The organism is Streptomyces wedmorensis, assembly GCF_000716445.1.
Lineage (GTDB): Bacteria > Actinomycetota > Actinomycetes > Streptomycetales > Streptomycetaceae > Streptomyces > Streptomyces wedmorensis.
The window spans coordinates 37,809-58,285 of record NZ_JNWK01000002.1; the positions used below are offsets into that span (position 1 = coordinate 37,809).

The window sequence follows — 20,477 nt, forward strand, 5'->3', positions numbered from 1 at the left end:
CCTGCGTACGACGGGGCTTTCGGTGGCTCCGGTGTGTGCGCCGGCGGTTCCGGGAGGAGCCCCGCGGGCGCCGCCCGGGGGCGCGGGCTCCCCGCCGTGCGGCTTTCCGGAGGGCTCGCCGGTGGGCCTCGCGCCGTGCTTCCCGCCGTGCGGCTTCCCGGAGGGCTCGCCGGTGGGCCTCGCGCCGTGCTTCCCGCCGTGCGGCTCCCTGCCGGGAGGCACGTGCGGCTCTCCGCCCGGGGTGTCGGCGGTCACGTCGTCGTCCGGGGCGGGCATCAGTGGTCCCCCTGGTGGCGCAGGGTCACGACCGGGTCGGTGCGGCGGAGGGCGATGGCGGCGACGATGGCCAGGGGGAGGGCGGCGACGCCGACGAGGAGCAGGGCGACCTGGCCGAGGGGGAGTTGGACGAGGACCTCGGGGACGGGGCGGGCGGCCTGGCCGGTGAGGACGACGAGCGGGACGACGGCCCGGGCCAGGACGGTGCCGAGCCCGATGCCGACGAGCAGGCCGATGCCGATGAGGATCCCCTGTTCGGCGGCGATGAGCCGGGCGAGCCGGCGGCGCGGTGTGCCGAGTGCCTGGAGGACGCCGAACTCGGCGGACCGCTCGCGCATCGCGCCGGCCGAGCCGACCGCGAAGCCGACCGCGGCGAGCGCGGCGGCGGCGGCCGCGACCGCCATGAGGGCGGCGTTGGGGCCGGCGCCGAGCGGGTCGCCGAGGAGGTCGGTGGCGGCCTCGTCGCGTACGAGGACCTGGGCGGGGTCCGCGTTGGGGCGGGCGCGCAGCGCCGCGGCCACGTCGTCCGCGCGGCCGGGTGCGACGGTGAGCCACCACTCGGTGGGCGGCACGGTCGAGCTCTGCTCGGGGTCGGCGGCGAGGTACCGGTTGGCCGACGCCAGGTCGACGAGGACCGCGCCGCCGTCCTCGGGGGTGGCGACGGGCGTGGTGGCGGACACGGTCCTGGCGCCCGGACCGGTGGTCGGCAGCTCCTTGACCACCCGGGCGACGGAGACGGTGATCTGCCGGCCGTCGACGGAGACCTCGATCGGGTCGCCGGGCTTGCCGCCGGTCGCCTTCATGAAGGCCTCGGTGGCGACGGCGGGCACCTGCTCGGGCGCCGGAGGCGTGGGCGCGGCCATCCGCAGGGTGTACTCCTCCGTCTCCCAGTGGCTGTCGTCGGGGACCCCGCCGGTGACGACGAACGGGACGGAGTACGGGGCCGGGCCGCCGCCCGGTCCGGCGGCGCCCGCGGTGCCGCTCACCGGGCCGCCGCTCCCGGGGTCGCCGAACTCGGTCTGCTCGTAGGCGGACGTCCAGGAGGCCAGGACCCGGGCGGGGGAGTGCACCTGCTCGGTGCCGTCGGTGCGGGTGGTGGCGAAGCGCTCGAAGCGGAGGGTCTGGCCGTGGGTGGCGCCGTCGGGGATCTGCCCGTCGGCCTCCAGGCCGGTGAGGGTGAGCAGCCCGCCGGAGCCGCGGCTCCCGTCGGTGCCGGGCCCGGCGGTCATCGCGCCGAGGTCGACGGTCAGCCGGTGGGTGCGGCCGTCGGGCGGCAGCGTGCCAAGGAGCTGCTGGTAGGGGATGCCGTTCGGGTCCTCGAGGACGGCCGTGACCGTGCTCTCGGGCGTTCCGGCCGGGGCGACCGTCCGCAGGTCGACGGTGAGGGTGCGGGTGCCCGCGGGCAGCGGGAGGCCGGGCCGGGGGGTGGCCTTGGGGGTGATCGGGGCGAGCAGGTCCGGGGCCGTGGCGCCGGTGAGGTCGGGGCGGAGCAGCATGCCGCCGGCCGCGTTGCGGGTGTCCATGGCCAGGACGGTCGCGTTCTTCCCGGCCACGTCCGTGGTGGCGCGGTGCACCGGGGTCACGGCCGTGACGCCCGGCACGGTGGCCAGCCGCTCGGTCTCCGTCGGCTCTCCGGGACCGGCGCTGAGGACGCGGACGGCCGCGCCGGTGCGGAAGTCGGCCTGGTCGCGCTGCGAACGCTCCCACGAGCCGCTCTGCCCGATGGCCAGCATGCCCATGGCCACGGCGAGGACGAGGAGGAGGACGGGCCCGGCGCCGCGCAGCGGCCGGCGGCTGAACTGCCAGCCGGCGAGGGCGGCGGACAGACCGCGTCCGCCCGCCGCGCGCCGCTCGGCCAGCTTGGCGGCGGGCGGCAGCAGGCGCAGCGTCAGGACGGTGCCGGCGAGCAGGGCGAGCGCCGGCGCGGCGACGAGCACCGGGTCGATGGACCCGCCGCCGGCCTCGTCCGCGCCGAGGGTGCCGCCGGCGGCGGCGGGCCGCTGCAACTGCCAGTAGGCGACGGCGGCGACGGCGAGGAGGGCGATGTCGGCCCCGGCCCGTACGGGGGCGGGCAGGGATGCCGAGCGGGCCTTGCGCAGCGAGACGACGGAGCCGTCGCCCGCGGTGAGCGCGGGGGCGACGACGGCCGCCGCGCAGAGCAGGGCCACGGCGGTGGCGACCAGCCACACCTGGAGCGAGGGCGCCGTGTCGAGTCGGACGCCGAGCGAGGAGAGCGCGGAACGCTCGGCGAAGAGCCGGGTGAGCGGTCCGGACAGGAGCGGCGCGGCGATCGCCGCCGGCAGCGCGAGGAGCAGCGCCTCCATGCCGGCGAGCCCGGCGATCCGGCGCCGCGAGCCGCCGCGGGCCCGCAGCAGGGCGGTCTCCCCTGAGCGCTCGGTGCTGAGCAGCCGGGCGACGAGCAGCAGCGCGTACGTGGCGAGCAGCACCAGCTGGACGGCGACGATCAGCAGGGTGGAGCGGGAGACGAGCAGCGCGCGCTGGGTCTGCTCCAGGGCGGTGGGCAGCGCGGTGGACGCGGAGATCGTGGTCCCGAACGCGTCGGTGTTCTCGGCCAGTGCCTTCGGGCCCGCGGTCGACGAGGCCCGCAGGGCGTCGATCCGGTCGGTGGTGAAGCCGGTGAAGTCGGCCGAGCCGAGCCAGGACGTGGTGCCGGCGCTCAGCACTCCGGCGCCGAGCACGGTCGGGTCGACGAGCAGCGGCCCGTACGTCGTGAACGCGACCGTCTTCACGCCGCGCCCGCCGGCCGGGTCCAGCTGCCAGTACAGGTCGGAGGTGTCGACCGGGCGGTAGACGCCGGTGATCCGGGTCCTCACCAGCCGGCCGTCGTCGAGCCGGTCGCCCAGGTCAAGGACGGTCCCCGGCCCGATCCGCAGCCGTCGGGCCGCCTCCTCGGGCACCGCCGTCTCGACGACTCCCGCCGTCCGGGACGCCGAGGGCCAGGCGCCCTTGACGAGCGCCAGCCGTGAGCGGTCGAGCGCGGCGAAGTACGTCAGGTCCGGGTCGCCTTCGCGGGCCGCGGCGGCCTGGAGGTCGCGGGGCAACGCGTACGGCCCGGATCGTTCGAGGCGCCGTACGCTCACCGGCAGCCCGTCGTAGGTCCGCCGCATCCCGTCCGTCACCGCCGCCTCGGCGCCGGCCCGCTTGGCCTCGGTGACCTGCCCGGTGACGAGCAGCGAGGCTGCCGCGGCCGACCGCCCCCGCAGTCCGGCCTGGAGCGCCGCGTCCCCGATCGCACCGGAGAACGCCGCGAGGGTGGCGAGCACCGAGGTCGTCAGCAGGACCGCGAGGAGCGCCGCGGAGAGCAGCAGCCGGTGCGCCCTGACACGCAGAAATACGAACCCCGTCACCCGTCCCCCTGGCCACCCTGAACACGGCACGCACGTCGAACACTCGTCGAACGCCCCCGGAACCTCTCTCGGATGCTTTCAGAGTGCCCGTGCTGCTGGAAACCGCTTGCAGCCCGACCTTGATGCGATTGTGACCGTTATTTGGGGCTCGATCTCCGGAATGTGTCCGTCCATGCGCGACCGGGGGCAGAACCGCACCACCGGGGCGACGGCGGCCGGGTGAGGGGGCGTCAGTCCGCGGAGTTCACCATCGACGCGGCGGCGTAGCTCAGGTAGCGCCACAGCTCCGCCTCGTGGGCGGGAGAGAGGCCGAGGGTGTCCACGGCGGCGCGCATGTGACGGAGCCAGGCGTCGTGAGCGGCACGGTCGACGGTGAACGGCGCGTGGCGCATGCGGAGCCGGGGGTGCCCGCGGTGATCGCTGTAGGTGCGGGGACCGCCCCAGTACTGGATCAGGAAGAGGGCGAGGCGCTCCTCGGCGGGACCGAGGTCCTCCTCCGGGTACATGGGACGCAGCAGCGGGTCCTGGGCGACGCCCTCGTAGAAGCGGTGGACCAGGCGGCGGAAGGTCTCCTCGCCGCCGACCTGCTCGTAGAAGGTCTGCTCCTGCACTGTTTCCCCGGGAATCTCGTTCACCGTTCCATCGTCTCAGATGCCCGGGCCTAGGTCCGGAGGTCCAGGACCGGCCCGGATCCGCCCGCCCGGATCCGCCCGCCCGGATCCGCCCGCCCGGATCCGCCCGCCCGGGACGGCTCGGCCGGGACGGCTCACCAGGGTCCGCTCACCAGGGTCCGCTCGCCCGGGGTCCCCGGCGGCGGGAGAGTGGAGGCATGGGTGAGCCGCGGGACGAGTTCGCCGGGGCCGGCGCGCGGGCGCGGCGGGCGCTCGTGCGCGAGGTGGAGGCGGAGGGCGAGCTGGCCGATCCGGCCTGGCGGGCCGCCTTCGAGGAGGTCCCGCGCCACCTCTTCGTCCCGTACTACTACGTCCCCGGGCCCGGCGGCTACGAACGGCTCTGGTCCGGCGACCCGGACGCCGGGCGCCGGGAGCGCTGGCTGCGCGGGGCCTACGAGGACACGGCGATCGCCACCCGGGTACGGGACGGGGAACTGGTCTCCTCGGCCAGCCAGCCGTCCCTGATGGCGCTGATGCTCCGCGCCCTGGACGTGCGCGACGGGGACGACGTCCTGGAGATCGGCGCCGGCACCGGCTACCACGCCGCCCTGCTCTGCCACCGGCTCGGCGACCGGCACGTCACCACCGTCGACCTGGACGAGGAGATCGCCGAGTCCGCCAGGACCCACCTCGCCGCCGCCGGGTACCGGCCGGCCGTCCTCGCCGCCGACGGCGCCCGCGGCTGCCCGGAGCACGCCCCCTACGACCGGATCGTGGCGACCTGCGAGGTGCCGTCGGTGCCGTACCCCTGGCTCGCGCAGTGCCGGCCGGACGCCCTGGTCCTCGCCCCGCTGTCGACCGGGCTCGTCCTGCTGCGGGTGCCCGACGGCACCCACGCGGAGGGCCGGTTCCTGACGACCTCGGCGTACTTCGTGGCGCTCCGCGGCGCCGCAGCCCGCGCCTCCGGCCGGGGCCCGGCGGGGGACGCGGGCTTCCGCTTCCTGTGGGGCCTCGCCGGCGAGGTCCTGGACAGGCGAGAAGCGCTCTCGCTCTGGCTGCGCGAGGGGCGGCCGGAGCGGGAGCGCTTCGGGGTGACGGTCAGCGGCGACCGGCAGTGGGCCTGGCTGGACGACCCCGGAGGCCCGTACGCCTGGCCCCTGCCCGAGGCATGAGCCGGATCGGCCGCGATCCGGCTCAGATGACCTGGACCGGGCGACCCGCATTCGACTCGGATCAGCCGCGACCCGGCTCAGCCGGTCCGGATCCGGCGACCCGGATCAGCCGCGAGCCGGGTCAGCCGAGCCGGATCGTGATCGTCGTCCAGGCGCCGACGTGCACCCGGTCGCCGTCCTGGAGCTGGACGGGGACGTAGGGCTGGATCGGCTCCTCGCCGCCGTTGATCGTGGTGCCGTTGGTGGAGTTCTGGTCCACCACCGCCCACGAGCCGTCCGGCTGCTGCACGAGCACGGCGTGCTGGTGCGAGACGCCCGGGTCCTCCGGCGGCACCGACAGGTCGATGTCGGGGGACTCGCCGGTGGAGTGCCGGCGACGGCCGATGGAGACCTGGTTGCCCTGGAGCGGCAGGTGCTTGTCCGGCGAGTACGCGGGCAGGTTGAGGCCCGAGGCCTCCGGCCCGCTGCGGTGCATCATCGCCATGAAGTACTCGCGGTCGGGACCGATGACCGCGGTCCAGGTCAGCGGCTGCCGTGGCGGCTGGAACTGCTGCGGAGGCCCCTGGGGCGCCTGGTGCGGCGGCGGTCCCTGGTGCTGCGGGGGCTGCTGCATGGGCGGCTGCTGGTGCTGGGGGGCCGGCGGCTGCGGGGCGTGCGGCTGCGACGGCGGGGACAGGACCCAGTCGTCGTCGGCGCGCGGCTGCGGCGGCGCGGGCGGTGCCGGTGCCTGCGCCGGCGCCTGGAGGTAGGCCGGCGGGGCCGGCGGCTGCTGCGTCCCCGGCTGCTGCTGCACGGGAGGCTGCTGAACCGGCGGGCGCGGCGCCTGGTGGTGCGTGGGCTCGGCGCCCAGCGGCTCGGCCGGACGGTTCACCTGCGACGGCCGCGAACCCTGGTAGCCGAACGGGTCCGGCTGCTGCGCCGGCGGCTGCCGGCTCGGCGGCGGCGGCGGGGACTGGAAGCCGGGCGGCAGGTTGAGGCCCGGCGGCGGACCGGGCTGCTGCGGGCCCGGCGGGTTGTGCGGGGCCAGCGGCGTGTACGAGGTCGCCGTGTTCGTGAGGAAGTTCCAGCGGCACTCCTCACAGAACGGAGCCATGTGCTCGCGCGGCGTGCGGCACTGCGGGCAGAGCTCCGCCTGGGCCGTCGCGTTCGGGTCGCCCCCGTGGCCGAAGCCCCCGGGAGCCGGCGGGGCCGGGGGAGCCGAGGGGGCGCCGGGACCGAAGCCGCCGGGGCCGTCGAAGCCACCGGGAGCGCCCGGACCGCCGTGAGCACCGGGGCCGTCGAAGCCGCCCGGGGCGCCCGGCGGCGGGCCGGGCGGGGCCTGGCCGGGGCCGGGGTATCCGTACGCGGGGGGCGGCGGCGGGGGAGGCGGCGGTACGGCACCCGCAGGCGCGCCCGCCCCGGCCATGCGATGGCCGCAGACCTCGCACCAGTCGTCGGAGACCGACTGGTGTCCGTTCGGGCAGGTCGGCATGTCGGTGCTTCCCCCTCTCGTCGTCCGGCCCGGTGGCCGGGCTACCTCTTGACGCGAACGGTCTTGGTGGAGCGGGTCTCGAGTGTCATCTCGTCCGCTTCCGCGACCTTCGCCTTCAAACGCACAGTACCGGTCGCCGCGTCGACGACGTCGACCACCTTCGAAAGCAATTTCGCCGTATCCGCGTTGCCGGAGGCCGCCGCGAGCTGCACGGCGCGGCCCAACTTGGCCGTCGCGCCGTCGCGATCGCCCGATTTGCGGGCATCGAGCCCCTGTTGGATGACGTCCGCGAGCTCCGCCTGGCCCGTGTAGTGCGCGACCTGCGGGTTGATCGACGTCGACATCGCGAGGTCGTCCGTCCACACCGCCCGTACCAGCCCTTGAGACAGGGGCCGCGGGTCGCCGCCGGCCGGGTCCGGGGCGAGCAGCGAGACGCGGGCGGCGAGCATCTCCTGTCCGACCGCCGCCCGGGGCACCCGCACGCTCACGTGGTAGTCCCGGGACTCGTCGCCCCACGAACCCGTCGGGTAGTCCCCGGCGCGCGGGCCGGCCTCGGTGCGCCGCCCGGTGAGGTCCTCGACCGTCGGCGCCACCTGCTTCACGAACACGATCTCGACCCCGACCGGGGTCCACAGCCGGAGCGCGACGTCCGCCACGCCCTTGTCCATCGCGGTCTCCATCATCGACGTGAAGTCGGCGGCGAGGCCGGCCGGGTCGGCGACGATGTCGGCGGTGCCGAGGAGCGCGGACGCGATGCCGGTGACCTCCTTGACCTCCCAGTCGGTGCCGACCCCGCGCGCGTCGCAGGTGAACCGGCCGGCGCAGGCGTCGAGCGCGGCCCGCAGCTCCTCCGGCGACTCGTGCTCGTTGCGGCCGTCGGTGAGGAGGATGCCGTGCCGGATGGACAGCTCGGCGGAGGAGAGGAGCCGGTCCGCGAGGCGCAGCCAGGTGCCGATCGCCGTGCCGCCGCCGGCGGAGAGGCGGCGCAGCGCCTCCTTGGCCTCGGCGCGGGTCCGGTGGTCGGCGACGGCGAGGCCGCCGTTCCCCGGGTAGACCTCCTTCGCCACGTGCGTGCCGGCGACGACGGCGAAGGAGGTGCCGTCGCGCAGGGTGTCGACGGCGGCGGCGGTCGCCTCGCGCGCGCCGCGCATCTTGGTGGCCGGGTAGTCCATCGAACCGGAGCAGTCGACCATGATCACGACGCCGGCGGTGCCGCCGCCGGTGAGGCCCCCGGGGCGCCCGAAGCCGCCGAGCCCCGCCGCGCCGCTGGTGCCGCCCCCGGTCGAGGTGACCGTGACGATCGCGCTGACGTCCCTGCCGCCCTCCGGCAGGAACTCGTTCTGGTAGACGTCCACCGAGAACTGCGGCACGGTCGACTTGGAGAAGTTCGCCATCTGTTCGGGCTCCTCGGGCAACAACGGTGAAGGGACGGGGATCGGCGACCGCTCAGGCCGATCCTGCCCCTTGCGGAGTGACGGTGAACGGCACGAGCGCGACCGTGATGTTGTCGTGGCCTCCGCCGTCCAGGGCGTGGCCGACCAGGACCTGGGCGCTGTGCAGCGGGCGGTCCGCCGCGTCCGCGGGGACGACCCGGGCCATGTCCTCGGGGCCCTCCGCGTAGTTCCACAGGCCGTCCGTGCAGACCACCACCACGCCTGAGTGGTCGGGCTTGAACGAGGCGGTGTGCGGCTCCAGTTCGTACGAGTCCGCGCCGAGCCAGCCGGTGATCGCGTGGGCGCGCTCGTCCGCGTACGCCTCGGCCTCGTTCATCAGGCCGGCGGCGACCATCTGGGCGGCCCACGAGTCGTCCTCGGTCAGCCGGACGGACGCGGTGCCGCGGTCGTTCGGCACCCAGTAGGCGCGGCTGTCGCCGACCCAGCCCACGACGAGCAGGCCGTCGGCCACGATCGAGCCGACGATGGTGCACGCCGGGGCGTTCCGGTGGCGGTGCGGGTCGTGCTCCGCGCCGTCCTGACCGGGCTCCTCCGCGAGGGAGTTGACGGCTTCGGCGGCGGCCACGATGGCCTCGTGCATGGCCTGCTGCGGGTGGGTGCCGCGCGGCAGCGCGGCGAGCAGGGAGGCGTCCGCCGCGGCCGCCGCGGCGGCGGAGGCGTCGTCGGGCCGGGTCGCCGACGAGACGCCGTCACAGACGATCGCGAGGGCGGCGGGGGAGCCGTCGGGGAGGGTGGTCGTCGAGACGGCGAACGCGTCCTCGTTGCGGTGGTGGCGCAGCCCCCGGTCGCTGACGGCGGCCACGGGGCCGGCCTCCCGCTCCATGTGGTCGCGCTCGCGCGGCTGCGCGTGCCCGCAGTTCTCGCAGTAGCCGTCGGTGTCCACCCGGCCGGCCCGGCAGGCCACGCAGAGCGCGGCCGACGAGGCCGGGGCGGCGGTCGCCCCGGGGGTCGCGGCCGGTTCCTGGGCGAAGGCCGGCGGCGGATCGGCCTGGACGGCGGTACGGGGATCGGGGGCGGCCAGTTCGAAGTCGCCGCCGGTGGCGCTCCCCGCCGCGGGTGCCGGCGGCGTCTCGGGCGCCGGCACCGGGCCGTCCGTGCGGACCTCCATCGTGGGGAGGTCCCGGCCGCCGGAGTCGGTGCCCGGGAGGTCGCCCGGGTGCTGGGTCATGGTCGAGAGCGAACCGGGGTCACGGGGCGGGGCGTCCGGCCAGGTGACGGGGGTGCCGATCGCCACGGTCGGGCGGTCCGGCTCGGCCCCGGCGGCCGGCACGGCCGAGAGGTCGTAGCCGCACGCCCCGCAGAACCGGTCACCCGACTCCAGCGGCTCCGCGCAGCCCGGGCAGGCGGCGAGTCCGTGCGACGGCTTCGGCTTCTGGGACATCCTCACACCCACGTCCGGGGACGGAAGCGGTTGGCCCGCTCCACCAGTTCGATCCTCTCGTCGCCCTGCTGGGCGAGCCGGGCAAGCACCCGGTACGAGCGTTCGAGGCCGAAGCGCAGTCCGCGCTCGTCCAGTTCACTTCCGAGCAGCAGCGCGCCGCCGCCCGGTGCCGCACCGGGACTTCCGGAGAGTACCCAGTCGAGAGCCGTTCCGAGGACCTCCGTCGACAACTGCTCGCGGCGCACCGCGTCCAGACCGAAGCCCTGGAGCGCGGAGACCTGCGCCGCGGCGGCCGTCAGATCGCCGCCGAGCGGGTCGTGCGCGGGGCGCCGCCGCAGCCGCGCCCGCACGGCCGCGACCCGGGCCGCCGTGTAGTGGATCGACGCCTCCGGTACGGATTCCAGCGCCTGTACGGCACCGGTGCGGTCCCCGGCCGCGAGGCGCACCCGGGCGAGTCCGAAGGCGGCACTGACGAAGCTCGGGTCGGTGGCCCACACCAGGTGGTAGTACTCGGCGGCGTTGTCCAGCTGGCCGAGGACCTCGGCGCAGATCCCGAGGGCCAGCTTCGGCGCCGGCTCGCCGGGGAAGGCGTCGTAGACCGCGTCGAAGGCCAGCGCCGCGTGCTCGTGGTCACCGGTCACCAGGGAGGCGACGCCCCGGTACCAGACGACCCGCCAGTCGTCCGGGTCCCGCTCCTCCAGGCCCGCGAGGGTCCGCGCCCCGGACGTCAGGTCGCCCAGCTCCAACTGGGCCCGCAGGGTGCGCAGCCGTAGTTCGGCGGAGGGCGCCGGCGCGGCGTGGAGCGCCCCGAGCAGTTCGCCGGGCGCGGCGGCCGCGAGACCGGCGAGGAACCCGGCGTTGGGGTCGGTCGTGTCGACGCGCGGCACGGGCAGCGCGAGTGCGGTGGCGGGCGCGTCGAGCGGCGCGAGCGCCCCGCCGAGCCCGTACCCCTCGGGGACCTCCGTCACCGGCGGGACCTGCGCCCGTCGGCCGCGGCGGGCGCCGAGCAGGGAGACGTCCTCCGTCAGTTCGGCGAACAGCGTGGTGTCCGTGACCCGGACCTCCGTGCCGAACAGGGTCGAGAGGGCGGGGCGGGGGCGCCCGGACTGGAGCGCCACGACCTCGCGCAGGACGCCGGTCAGCTGCTCGGCCATCTCCTGTGCGGAGGCGAACCGGCGGGCCGGGTCCGGGTCGGTGGCGCGGACCAGGAAGCGGTAGAAGGACTCGTAGGTGCGGAAGACCGCGATGTGCTCCGGCTCGGGCAGCGAGTCCACGAAGACGTTCGTGTAGCCCTGGAAGTCGAAGGTCATCACCGCGAGCGTGCGCGCCACCGTGTACAGGTCGCTCGCCACCGACGGGCCGACCTCGGCCACCTCCGGCGCCTGGTAGCCGACCGTGCCGTAGATCGCGGACTCGTCGTCGTCCATCCGCCGGACCGCGCCCATGTCGATGAGCTTCAGCTGGTCCTCGGTCTGGATGGCGTTGTCGACCTTGAAGTCGCAGTACAGCAGGTTCCGGCTGTGCAGGTGGCCGAGCGCCTCCAGGGCCTCGATCCCGTACGCGCAGGCCTGCTCCACCGGCAGCGGGTCGCGGCGGCCGTCCGGGGTGCGCCGGTCGTTGGCGATCTCCTTGAGCGACTTGCCGCCGACGTACTCCATGACGATGTAGCCGTCCAGGGAGCCGGTGCGCTGGTCGAGGTGCTCGACGAAGTTGTAGATGCGGACGATGTTGGAGTGCTCGATCTCGGCGAGGAAGCGGCGCTCGGAGATCGCCGCCGCCATGGCGTCCTGGTCGCCGGTGTCGAGAAGGCCCTTGAGGACGACCCACCGGTCGGAGACCGCCCGGTCGACGGCGAGGTAGATCCAGCCGAGTCCGCCGTGCGCGAGGCAGCCCGCCACCTCGTACTGGCCGTGGACGATGTCCCCGGCGCGCAGCTTCGGCACGAAGGAGTACGGGTGCCCGCACTTGGTGCAGAAGCCCTCGGTGCGGCCCGGCCGGTCGCCCCGGGAGCGGCCCACCGGGGCCCCGCAGTCGGAGCGGGAGCAGAAACGCTTCCGCTCGGGGACCTCGGCGTTCTCCATCACCGCCGCCCGCGGGTCGGGCCGCGGCACCTCGGGGATGGCCACCAGACCCGCGCCCAGCCGGTTCCGGGCGGACTGGCCGGTCGACGAACCGGAGCTGCGCACCGAGACCGAGCGGGCCGTGGACGCGCCGGACGCCCCGGAGAGCGCGCGCGACAGACGACCGGAGACCGAACGGCGGGAGGTCGAGGAGCGCGACGACGCCCGCGAGGAGGCGCGCGAACCGCTCCGTGAGGAGCCGGAGTCCGGCCCCCCGACGCCGCCCGTCCCCTTCCCGGCCGCGGCGATGCCGGTCGGCGTCGAGCCGATCAGCCCCCCGGGCGCGACGACCGGCGCGAGCCCGCAGGTGTCGCAGTACAGCTCGCCGCCTCCCATGTCCTCGTACGATCCCCCGCACGAAGGACGCTGACAGCTCCCCACACCCGTCTCCCCGCTCACCACTGCCGTCCTCCCGCGTCTCTCGGGCCGGACAGTACGTCCGCCGCCGCCTGCTGGTAGCGCAGCACGGCCTGTTCGGCGACCCGGAGGTCGCAGGGCGCGCTCCACAGCATCCTGCGGGCCGCGTCGTACCGCTCGACGAGCAGCGGGTCCTCCGCCGCGCCGAGCCGTGCCACCTTCGCCTTGTACGCGTCGAGCCGGCCGCGCAGTTCGGCCCGGACCGCCAGCGGCGCCGTCACCGCGGTCAACGACTCGCGGGCCCGCAGCAGTTCGTCCTCCGCCTCCCGCTCGAGGGACTCCAGGAGCGGCGAGAGCCGGTGCCACTGGGCGTGCCTGCGGTACTCGGCGGCGACCGCGAGACGCTCCTGGAGCACCGTCGGCGGCCCGCTGACGGCCGGCACCTCGGAGGCGGCGATCTTCGCGAGGACCTCGCCGCGCGCCGAACGGGCCTCCGCGAGCGTCCGGTCGGCCCGCGAGAGCACGTCGCGCAGCCGCAGCAGCCGGTCCTCGGAATCCTGCCGGACGGCCAGGACGGCCTCGATCTCGCGGCGGACGTCCTCAAGGGCCAGCGCGGCCCGGTCGTACCGCTCGGTGTCGGGGCGACCCCCGCCGGGCGCCGAACTCCCGACCGCCGGACGCCAGAACGCCAGCGGGTCGGTCACCACCTGGGACCGCAGCAGGGTCAGCTCGGCCGTGATCTCCTCCAGCTCGTCCCCGGCCGGGTGCTCCCCGGGCCGTACGCCCACCGAGTGCGCGAGCGAACGCGTCCGGCCCAGCTCGGCGGCGAGCAGGTCTATCCGGGCGGGCAGCGCCGACCAGACGGCGTCGGCGGTGACGACCATGTCGAGGGAGGCGGCGTACAGCTCGTTCATCCGCCGGACCAGGCCCTCCAGGCTGAACCGCTCGGTGAGCAGTGCCTTCTCGCCCGCGCCGCCCGACACGAGCACGCTCTCGCCGCGCAGCCGGTCGGTCAGCTCCACCAGCTCCTCGCGGGTGGGCCAGCGGCGTCGGGCACGCAGTTCACGGGCCTCCCGCAGGGCCCCGGTGTACACGTCGAAGCAGGTCCAGAGCAGGGTGATGGTGCGCTCCGCCGTCGCCCAGCGGTCCCGGGTGGTGCCGGTCAGCTCCGCGCCTTCGAGCAGCCGGCGGCCGGCGTGGTCCTGGAGCGCGAGGAGGGAGTCCTCGACCGCCTTGTGCTCGGCGCCGAGCCGCGCCAGCGCACGGTCCACCTCGTCCCGGTCCATCACCGGCCCGGGGGGTCCCGTGACACCCATCTCTTACCTCTTCCGCTTCGTGTGCAGGGTGACTCGTCGGGGCGTGGACAGCGCTACCTGTACAGCGGAGCCGGCGGCCCGGTGATGCCGGGGAGGTCCTTCTCCAGCCACTCCTTGTACGCGGCCTGCCAGGGGCCCTGCCGGTAGCCCACGAGCACCTGGTTGACCCGGCGGACCAGGTCGTCGTTGCCCAGCTTGGCCGCCACCCCGTAGTACTCCTCGGTGAACGGCCGGCCCTTGAGCTCGACCGCCGGGTCCTGCGCGGCCTGGCCGGCCGCGAGGGCGTTGTCGGTGACGACGGCGTCGACCTCGCCCATCTGAAGGCGGGCCAGGCAGTCCAGCTGGTTGGGGACGGTCAGCAGGTCCTTGTCGTCCTTGGTGCCGTCCGCCTCGTCCTTGAAGAGCGCGCCGAAGGAGTTCTCGGCCAGGGCGTCGTAGGCCGTGGAGCCCTCGGCGGTGCAGACCCGCTTGCCGCGCAGCGAGGAGTCGTAGCCGGTGATGTCCTTGGCGAGCTTGGGCGCGAGCACCTGCTGGCCGGCCTGGAAGTAGGCGGTGGAGAAGGCGACCTGCTCGATCCGCTTGCAGTTGATCGTCATGGTGCGCACGACGAGGTCGACCTTGCCGCTGTTCAGGGCGGCGATCCGCTGGTTGGTCGGGATCGCGCGGAAGATGATCGCGTCCGCGTCGCCGAGGAGGTCCTTGGCGACGGCCCGGGCGAGCGTGATGTCGAAGCCCTCCAGGACGCCCTTCTCCGGGTTCCGGTAGCCCCAGCGGTAGCTGGACTGGTCGACGCCGACGATCAGCTTCCCGCGGTCCTTGATCGCCCGGACCGACGGGCCGTCCGCCGACGAGGGGGTGAGGGAGGCCTCGGGGTGCTCGCAGGTGTCCGTCTTGATCTGGACGCCGGTGCCCACGCCGGGGCCGGGCGTCCACGGCGCGGGCGCCGCGCCGGTCCCGTCCTGCGCGAGCGGCAGCAGGGTGAGTGAGGCGGTGAGCCCGCAGGCCACGGCCATGGCGGCCACCCCGCCCCAGCCTCGCAGCCGCAGCGCGGCCCGCCGCGCCAGCGGGTACGTGCCGTTCGGCATCCCGCCCCCTCTCACCGGTACTCCGACAGTCTGCGGTTGATGCCGAGCAGGGCGCCCGCCGCGCCCAGGATCCCGAGCGCCGCCGCGCCGAGCGGCAGCGCCGTCAGGGCGTCCCTGGCGTCCCCCGCGGCGCGGGTGAACTCGGTCTGCTCGTGCGCGAGGGCCCGCTCCAGGCCCGTGTCGACCTGGTCGAAGGACCGGCCCGTGGACTGCTCCGCGCCGATGACCCGGCCGAGGGCGCCCTCGTAGTCGCCGGCCTCGTCCTTCGCGCGGGCGTCCTTGTGGCGCTCCCGCCACTCGGCCGCGTGCTCGGCGGACTCGTCGACCGGGCCGCGCCCGGCGTCGTCGTCGGCCCGCTCGCGCGCCGTGGCGAGGGCGTCCGCCAGGGCGGCCATGCTCGCCGTGTACTCGGCCTCGTACTTGTCGTTCTTGCCGTCCTCGGTGAGGACGGCGCCCCGGGCGACCAGGGTCAGGTTCTCGTTGGCCCGGGCCGTGAGCGAGCTGATCCGGGCGGTGTTGAGGACCTGGAGGGACTCCTGTCCGTGCAGCCGCGCGCTTTCGAGACCGCCGCGCGCGACCGTATGCGCGCCGACGAGCCAGAGCAGGACGACGGAGGTGGCGGCGGTCGCGGCGAGCAGTCCGTGGTTGAAGACCCGGTTGGTGCGGGCGTAGTTGCGGCGCTGCGCCCACCCGAGGACGGCGAGGGCGAGCAGGCCGAGCGCGAGCGACAGGAACGGCCAGGTGCGGGCCGACTCGTCGTCGCGCTGGAGCCGTACCGTCTCCGCCGCGTAGAGCCGCTCGGCGGCGGGCAGCAGCGTGCCGGCCATCTGCTGGTTGGCGTATCTCAGGTAGGCGCCGCCCAGCGGCAGGCCCTGCCGGTTGGCGGCGCGGGCGCGCTCGACCAGGCCGGTGTAGCGGGGGAGTTGCTCGTTGAGGGTGGCTATCTCGCGGGCCGACTCCGAGGAGCCGTCGGTGTTCGCCGCGGCCTTGACGAGGAGCCGGGAGGCGGTCGTGATGTCCCGGGTGTACCGCGTGCGGGACTCCGCGGGCTCCAGGGTGCCCGCCAGGAAGCCGGCGGCGGCGGTGGTGTCGGCGTCGGCGAGGGAGCGGTAGATCGCGGCCGCGTCGGCGCTCAGCGGCTGGCTGCGGCCGACGACGTCGTCGGCGGCGGAGGCCCGGTCGGACACCTCGAGGGCGCTGACCGCGCCGAACGCCACGACGAGCAGGGCGAGTACGGCCCCCAGGATCTGCAGCCGGCCGGGCTCGGTCGTCGCGGCGACCCGCAGCCGCTCGCGCCCGACGGCCCAGGCGCCGCGCCCCGCGGGCGGGGCGGCGGCGGGCGCGGGCGACGGCTGCGCGGGCACTCCGCCCGGGCGCGCGGGCGCCTGCGCCGTGCCCCGCGCCGCCGAGGCGGCGGGCGCGTTCGGCGGGTGTGTCACTTGACCTCCCCCTCGGTCGCTGACGTCGGCCGGCCCGTCCGGTGTCCCGGTACGACCGGTTCCGGCGGACGACCACCCGGCCAGCAGTATGGCCTCAGGGGGCCGTCCGCACACCGGGATTGACTCGATCTTGTTCCTATCGTGCCTCATGCCTCCGGCACATCAGCAGGCGAACCCCCTCACTCTGAATACGTCGCCCGGCCAGGATCGGTTCCCTTTCGGACACCCCTCGAACGGGTGAACATGCGTACGGGGTGCCTCGTCGTGACGACGAGACACCCCGCATCCGCGACCCTCAGGCGCCGTAGTGCTCCCTCAGGCGGGCCTTGGCCTCCGGGCCGGCCCCGTCCGCGTCCAGGGCGAGCAGTCCCGCCCCGAGCACCGGCGGCGCGGTCACGAAGCCGATCACGGCCTTCGGCGCCCGGGCCGCGAGGAGTTCGCGGATCCGCGCCTCCAGCTGCGGGTGGCGGGCGGCGAGCACGCTGCCGCCCAGCATCACCGGAGCCTCCTCGTCATGGAGCCCGAGCCGGCGGAGCGCGACCGCCGACATCGCGACGACCTCCTCGGCCAGCCGGTCCACCAGCGACATCGCCACCGGATCGCCCCCGGCCGCGACCGCGAACAGCACCGGCGTCAGCTCGTGCCGCCGCTCCGGCGGGACCCCTCCCAGGTGCAGCGCCTCGATCAGCGCGTACATCGAAGGCAGGCCGAAGTGGGCCGGCAGCGCGTCGGCGAGGGCGGTGGGCAGGCCCCGCCCGTCCTCGGCGCGCGCCGCGAACCACAGCGCCTCCTCGGCGAGACCGCCGCCCCCGCCCCAGTCCCCGGAGATCTTCCCGATCGCCGGGAAGCGCGCGGTCCGCCCGTCGGGGGTCATCCCGACGCAGTTGATCCCGGCCCCGCACACCACCGCGACGCCCCGGGGCTCGTCGAGCCCGGCCCGCAGGATGGCGAAGGTGTCGTTGTGGACCCGGACGGACGCGCTCCAGCCGCGCGCCAGGAGCGCCGCCTGCAACGCGGCCTCCTCGACGGGCAGGTCGGCGTTGGCGAGGCAGGCCGTGACATGGACGAACTCCGCCGGGACGCCCGCCTCGGCGCACGCCCGGCCGACGATCTCGGCGAGCCCGTCGACCGCCGTCTCCACCCCCACCACGGGAGGCTGGAAGCCGCCGCCGCGCGCCGCGCCGAGGACCGTGCCGTCCGCGGTGAGGACGGCCACGTCGGTCTTGCTGTTGCCGGCGTCGACGGCCAGCAGGGTTCCGGTCACGCCCACGCGAGGTGCTCCCGGTTGTGCGCGATCAGCCGGTCCGTGAGGCCGTCGGCGTACGCGTACTGCCCGACCAGCGGGTGCGCGAGCAGCGCCTTGAACACCCGGTCGCGGCCGCCGCGGAGCGCCGCCTCCAGGGCGAGGTCCTCGTAGGCCGTGACGTTCGCGATCAGACCGGCGTACAGCGGGTCCACCGGCGCGACGGGCAGCGGCGTGGCGCCGTGGGAGCCGACCGCGGCCTGCGTCTCGATGACGGCGTCGTCGGGCAGGAACGGCAGCGTGCCGTTGTTGTACGTGTTCACCACCTGGTACGGCGAACCGCCGCCGCCCAGCAGGGACGCCGCCAGGTCGACGGCCGCATCCGAGTAGAACGCGCCGCCGCGCTTGGCGAGCAGGGCCGGCTTCTCGTCGAGCGCCGGGTCCCCGTACATCTCCAGGAGCTCCCGCTCCATCGCCGCGACCTCGGCGGCCCGCGAGGGCTTCGTGCCCAGCTCCCGCACCACCTCGTCGTGGGCGTAGAAGTACCGCAGGTAGTACGAGGGGACGACGCCGAGCCGGTCGAGGACCCGGCGGGGCAGCCGCAGGTCGTCGGCGACCGCGTCGCCGTGCTCGGCGAGCAGCCGGGGCAGCACGTTCTCGCCCTCGGGGCCGCCGATCCGTACCGCGCGCTCCCAGGTCAGGTGGTTGAGCCCGACGTGGTCGAGGTGGACGTCGGCCGGAGCCACGTCGAGGAGCCTCGCGAACTTCCGCTGGAAGCCGATGGCCACGTTGCACAGGCCGACGGCCTTGTGCCCGGCCTGGAGCAGCGCGCGCGTGACGATGCCGACGGGGTTGGTGAAGTCGATGATCCAGGCGTCCGGGTTGGTGCGCCGGACGCGTTCGGCGATGTCCAGGACGACGGGGACCGTGCGCAGCGCCTTGGCGAGGCCGCCGGCGCCGGTGGTCTCCTGGCCGACGCAGCCGCATTCCAGCGGCCAGGTCTCGTCCTGTTCGCGGGCGGCCTGCCCGCCGACCCGCAGCTGGAGCAGGACGGCGTCGGCGCCCTCGACCCCGGCGTCGAGGTCGGTGGTGGTGGTGATCTTCCCGTCGTGGTCCTGCCTGGCGAAGATCCGCCGGGCGAGGCCGCCGACCAGGTCGAGCCGGTCCGCGGCCGGGTCGACGAGGACGAGTTCGGTGATGGGCAGGGTGTCGCGCAGCCGCGCGAAGCCGTCGATGAGTTCGGGGGTGTAGGTGGAACCGCCCCCCACGACAGTGAGCTTCATCGTTCGTATCAGCCCTTCACTCCGGTCAGTGTGACTCCCTCGACGAACGCCTTCTGCGCGAAGAAGAACACGAGGATCACGGGGGCCATGACCAGCACGGTCGCGGCCATGGTCAGGTTCCAGTCGGTGTGGTGCGCACCCTTGAAGGACTCAAGGCCGTAACTGAGCGTCCAGGCCGTCGCGTTCTCGGAGGCGTAGATCTGCGGCCCGAAGTAGTCGTTCCAGCAGTAGAAGAACTGGAACAGGGCCACGGCGGCGATGCCGGGCTTCGCCATCGGGAGCACGACCCGTATGAGGGTGCGGAGTTCGCCGCAGCCGTCGATCCTGGCGGCCTCGACGTACTCGTCGGGGATGGTCAGCAGGAACTGGCGGAGCAGGAAGATCGCGAAGGCGTCGCCGAACGCCATCGGGATGATCAGCGGCCACAGCGTCCCCGAGAGGTCCATCTGCTTCGCCCAGAACAGGTACATCGGGATGATCACGACCTGCGGCGGCAGCATCATCATCGAGATGACGAGCAGCAGCGACAGGTGGCGGCCGCGGAAGCGGAACTTCGCGAGCGCGTAGGCCACGGGGATCGAGGACACCACGACGAGCGCGGTGCCGAGCCCCGCGTACAGCAGCGAGTTCTTCCACCAGGTGAGGAAGCCCGGCGTCTCGAAGACCTTGACGTAGTTGTCCCAGTGCCAGGAGTTCGGCGTCAGGTCCCTGGTCAGGGCCTGGTCGTCGCTCATCAGGGACGTGAGGAGGACGAAGACGAACGGGAGCACGAAGAACAGGGCGGCGGCGATGCCGAGCGAGTGCACGGCGATCCAGTGCAGCAGGGACCTGCGGCGGGCCCGCTTCTCGGCGGGGCTCGCCCCGTGCGGGGCGGTTGCGGTCGTCATGTGTCAGTCACCCGAGCCGATCAGGCCGCCGCGCCGGCGCATGAGGAGCGCGGTGAAGGCCATGGAGAAGGCGAAGAGCACCAGTGCCACGACGCAGGCGGCGCCGTAGTTGAACTGGCTGAAGCCGAGGCTGTAGACCAGCTGCGGGAGGGTCAGCGTGGACTCGTCCGGGTAGCCGGGGACGAAGACCTCGCCGGAGCCGCCCATCTTGCCCGAGGCGACCTTCGCGGCCACGATCGGCTGCGTGTAGTACTGCATCGCGCCGATGATCCCGGTGACGACGGCGAAGAGCACGATCGGCGAGATGTTCGGCAGCGTGACGTAGCGGAACCGCTGCCAGGCGGACGCGCCGTCGAGTTCGGCGGCCTCGTACTGCTCCTTCGGTACGTCGAGGAGCGCGGCCATGAAGATGACCATGAGGTCGCCGACGCCCCACACGGCGAGGACGGTCAGCGCGGGCTTGGACCAGGACGCGTCGTTGAACCAGGAGGGGGCGGGCAGACCGACCGCCTCCAGGAGCGCGTTGACCGGTCCGGTGCCGGGGTTCAGCAGGAAGACGAAGGCGAGCGTGGCCGCCACCGGCGGGGCCAGGTACGGCAGGTAGAAGAGGGTCCGGAAGACGCCGGCCGCCGTCTTGATCTTGGTGATCAGCATGCCGACGCCGAGGCCGAAGAGCACCCGGCAGGCCACCATGACGACGGCGAGCCACAGGGTGTTGCGCAGGGCCGGCCAGAACTGCGGGAACTCGCCGAAGACGTACGTCCAGTTGTCCACGCCCCGCCAGGTCGGCGGGTTGAGGCCGTCGTACTTCATGAAGGAGAAGTACAGCGTGGAGACGAGCGGATAGGCGAAGAAGACGCCGAATCCGATCAGCCAGGGGGACATGAATGCCAGGGTGCGCAGCGCGTTGCGCCGGCGCTTGGACCGCAGCGTGTTCCGTCCCCCGGGGGAGGAGGCGGCCGGGGCGGCCGCCTCCTTCGCGGGCAGGGTGTCCGTGCTCATGGGTGGCTTCCG

Annotated in this window: 14 protein-coding genes; 1 reads left to right on the forward strand and 13 read right to left on the reverse strand. The window is 74.6% G+C overall.

The features are described from left to right. Positions 1-275 precede the first annotated feature (275 nt). Together OO54_RS01425 and OO54_RS01430 are read right to left on the reverse strand one after the other, a co-directional pair. Positions 276-3,644, reverse strand: a complete 3,369-nt coding sequence (locus tag OO54_RS01425) for an ABC transporter permease (RefSeq protein WP_033201046.1) — start codon at positions 3,642-3,644, stop codon at positions 276-278. Positions 3,645-3,874: 230 nt separating this feature from the next. Beyond that, on the reverse strand, positions 3,875-4,279 hold the full coding sequence (locus tag OO54_RS01430; RefSeq protein WP_033201047.1) for a globin: 405 nt from the start codon (positions 4,277-4,279) through the stop codon (positions 3,875-3,877). 194 nt (positions 4,280-4,473) lie between these two features. Here OO54_RS01430 and OO54_RS01435 point away from each other — a divergent pair, with 194 nt between their 5' ends. Then, the gene (locus OO54_RS01435; RefSeq protein WP_033201048.1) at positions 4,474-5,427 is read left to right on the forward strand and encodes a methyltransferase domain-containing protein; all 954 of its coding nucleotides are present in this window, start codon (positions 4,474-4,476) and stop codon (positions 5,425-5,427) included. A 121-nt stretch (positions 5,428-5,548) separates the two neighbouring features. On the opposite strand, the gene OO54_RS01440 is transcribed toward OO54_RS01435, so the two are convergent. The 11 genes from OO54_RS01440 to OO54_RS01490 form a co-directional block, all read right to left on the reverse strand. Continuing rightward, complete coding sequence (locus OO54_RS01440) at positions 5,549-6,898, reverse strand: FHA domain-containing protein (protein WP_033201049.1); 1,350 nt, start codon at positions 6,896-6,898, stop codon at positions 5,549-5,551. Between the two features lie 41 nt (positions 6,899-6,939). After that, the gene (locus tag OO54_RS01445; protein ID WP_033201050.1) at positions 6,940-8,292 is read right to left on the reverse strand and encodes a vWA domain-containing protein; all 1,353 of its coding nucleotides are present in this window, start codon (positions 8,290-8,292) and stop codon (positions 6,940-6,942) included. Positions 8,293-8,344: 52 nt separating this feature from the next. Next, entirely contained in the window at positions 8,345-9,733 is a 1,389-nt protein-coding gene (locus tag OO54_RS01450) for a PP2C family protein-serine/threonine phosphatase (protein WP_200146729.1), read from the reverse strand. Between the two features lie 2 nt (positions 9,734-9,735). Further along, positions 9,736-12,252, reverse strand: coding sequence for a serine/threonine-protein kinase (locus OO54_RS01455; RefSeq protein WP_033201052.1), 2,517 nt, complete (start codon positions 12,250-12,252; stop codon positions 9,736-9,738). Further along, positions 12,249-13,526 (reverse strand): coiled-coil domain-containing protein, encoded by a 1,278-nt coding sequence (locus OO54_RS01460; RefSeq protein ID WP_033201053.1) that lies wholly within the window; start codon positions 13,524-13,526, stop codon positions 12,249-12,251. Before OO54_RS01460 ends, OO54_RS01455 begins: the two co-directional genes overlap by 4 nt. A 53-nt stretch (positions 13,527-13,579) precedes the next feature. Beyond that, on the reverse strand, positions 13,580-14,611 hold the full coding sequence (locus tag OO54_RS01465) for a glutamate ABC transporter substrate-binding protein (protein WP_051786647.1): 1,032 nt from the start codon (positions 14,609-14,611) through the stop codon (positions 13,580-13,582). Positions 14,612-14,622: 11 nt separating this feature from the next. Continuing rightward, complete coding sequence (locus OO54_RS01470) at positions 14,623-16,050, reverse strand: hypothetical protein (protein WP_078905003.1); 1,428 nt, start codon at positions 16,048-16,050, stop codon at positions 14,623-14,625. Between the two features lie 295 nt (positions 16,051-16,345). Beyond that, positions 16,346-17,320 (reverse strand): N-acetylglucosamine kinase, encoded by a 975-nt coding sequence (locus tag OO54_RS01475; protein ID WP_033201054.1) that lies wholly within the window; start codon positions 17,318-17,320, stop codon positions 16,346-16,348. Continuing rightward, a complete protein-coding gene (locus OO54_RS01480) occupies positions 17,311-18,576 on the reverse strand; it encodes a 6-phospho-beta-glucosidase (protein WP_033201055.1) in 1,266 nt (421 codons plus the stop codon). The genes OO54_RS01475 and OO54_RS01480 overlap by 10 nt, the downstream gene beginning before the upstream one ends. An 8-nt stretch (positions 18,577-18,584) precedes the next feature. Beyond that, a complete protein-coding gene (locus tag OO54_RS01485) occupies positions 18,585-19,463 on the reverse strand; it encodes a carbohydrate ABC transporter permease (protein ID WP_033201056.1) in 879 nt (292 codons plus the stop codon). Between the two features lie 3 nt (positions 19,464-19,466). Beyond that, positions 19,467-20,465: a carbohydrate ABC transporter permease gene (locus tag OO54_RS01490; RefSeq protein WP_051786648.1), complete on the reverse strand. Its 999-nt coding sequence runs from the start codon at positions 20,463-20,465 to the stop codon at positions 19,467-19,469. Between the last annotated feature and the right edge of the window lie 12 nt (positions 20,466-20,477).

Coding starts and splice junctions, on each gene's coding strand:
- OO54_RS01435 (WP_033201048.1), top strand. CDS start 4,474: ATGGGTGAGCCGCGGGACGAGTTCGCCGGGGCCGGCGCGCGGGCGCGG.
- OO54_RS01440 (WP_033201049.1), bottom strand. CDS start 6,898: ATGCCGACCTGCCCGAACGGACACCAGTCGGTCTCCGACGACTGGTGC.
- OO54_RS01445 (WP_033201050.1), bottom strand. CDS start 8,292: ATGGCGAACTTCTCCAAGTCGACCGTGCCGCAGTTCTCGGTGGACGTC.
- OO54_RS01450 (WP_200146729.1), bottom strand. CDS start 9,733: ATGTCCCAGAAGCCGAAGCCGTCGCACGGACTCGCCGCCTGCCCGGGC.
- OO54_RS01460 (WP_033201053.1), bottom strand. CDS start 13,526: ATGGGTGTCACGGGACCCCCCGGGCCGGTGATGGACCGGGACGAGGTG.
- OO54_RS01465 (WP_051786647.1), bottom strand. CDS start 14,611: ATGCCGAACGGCACGTACCCGCTGGCGCGGCGGGCCGCGCTGCGGCTG.
- OO54_RS01480 (WP_033201055.1), bottom strand. CDS start 18,576: ATGAAGCTCACTGTCGTGGGGGGCGGTTCCACCTACACCCCCGAACTC.
- OO54_RS01485 (WP_033201056.1), bottom strand. CDS start 19,463: ATGACGACCGCAACCGCCCCGCACGGGGCGAGCCCCGCCGAGAAGCGG.
- OO54_RS01490 (WP_051786648.1), bottom strand. CDS start 20,465: ATGAGCACGGACACCCTGCCCGCGAAGGAGGCGGCCGCCCCGGCCGCC.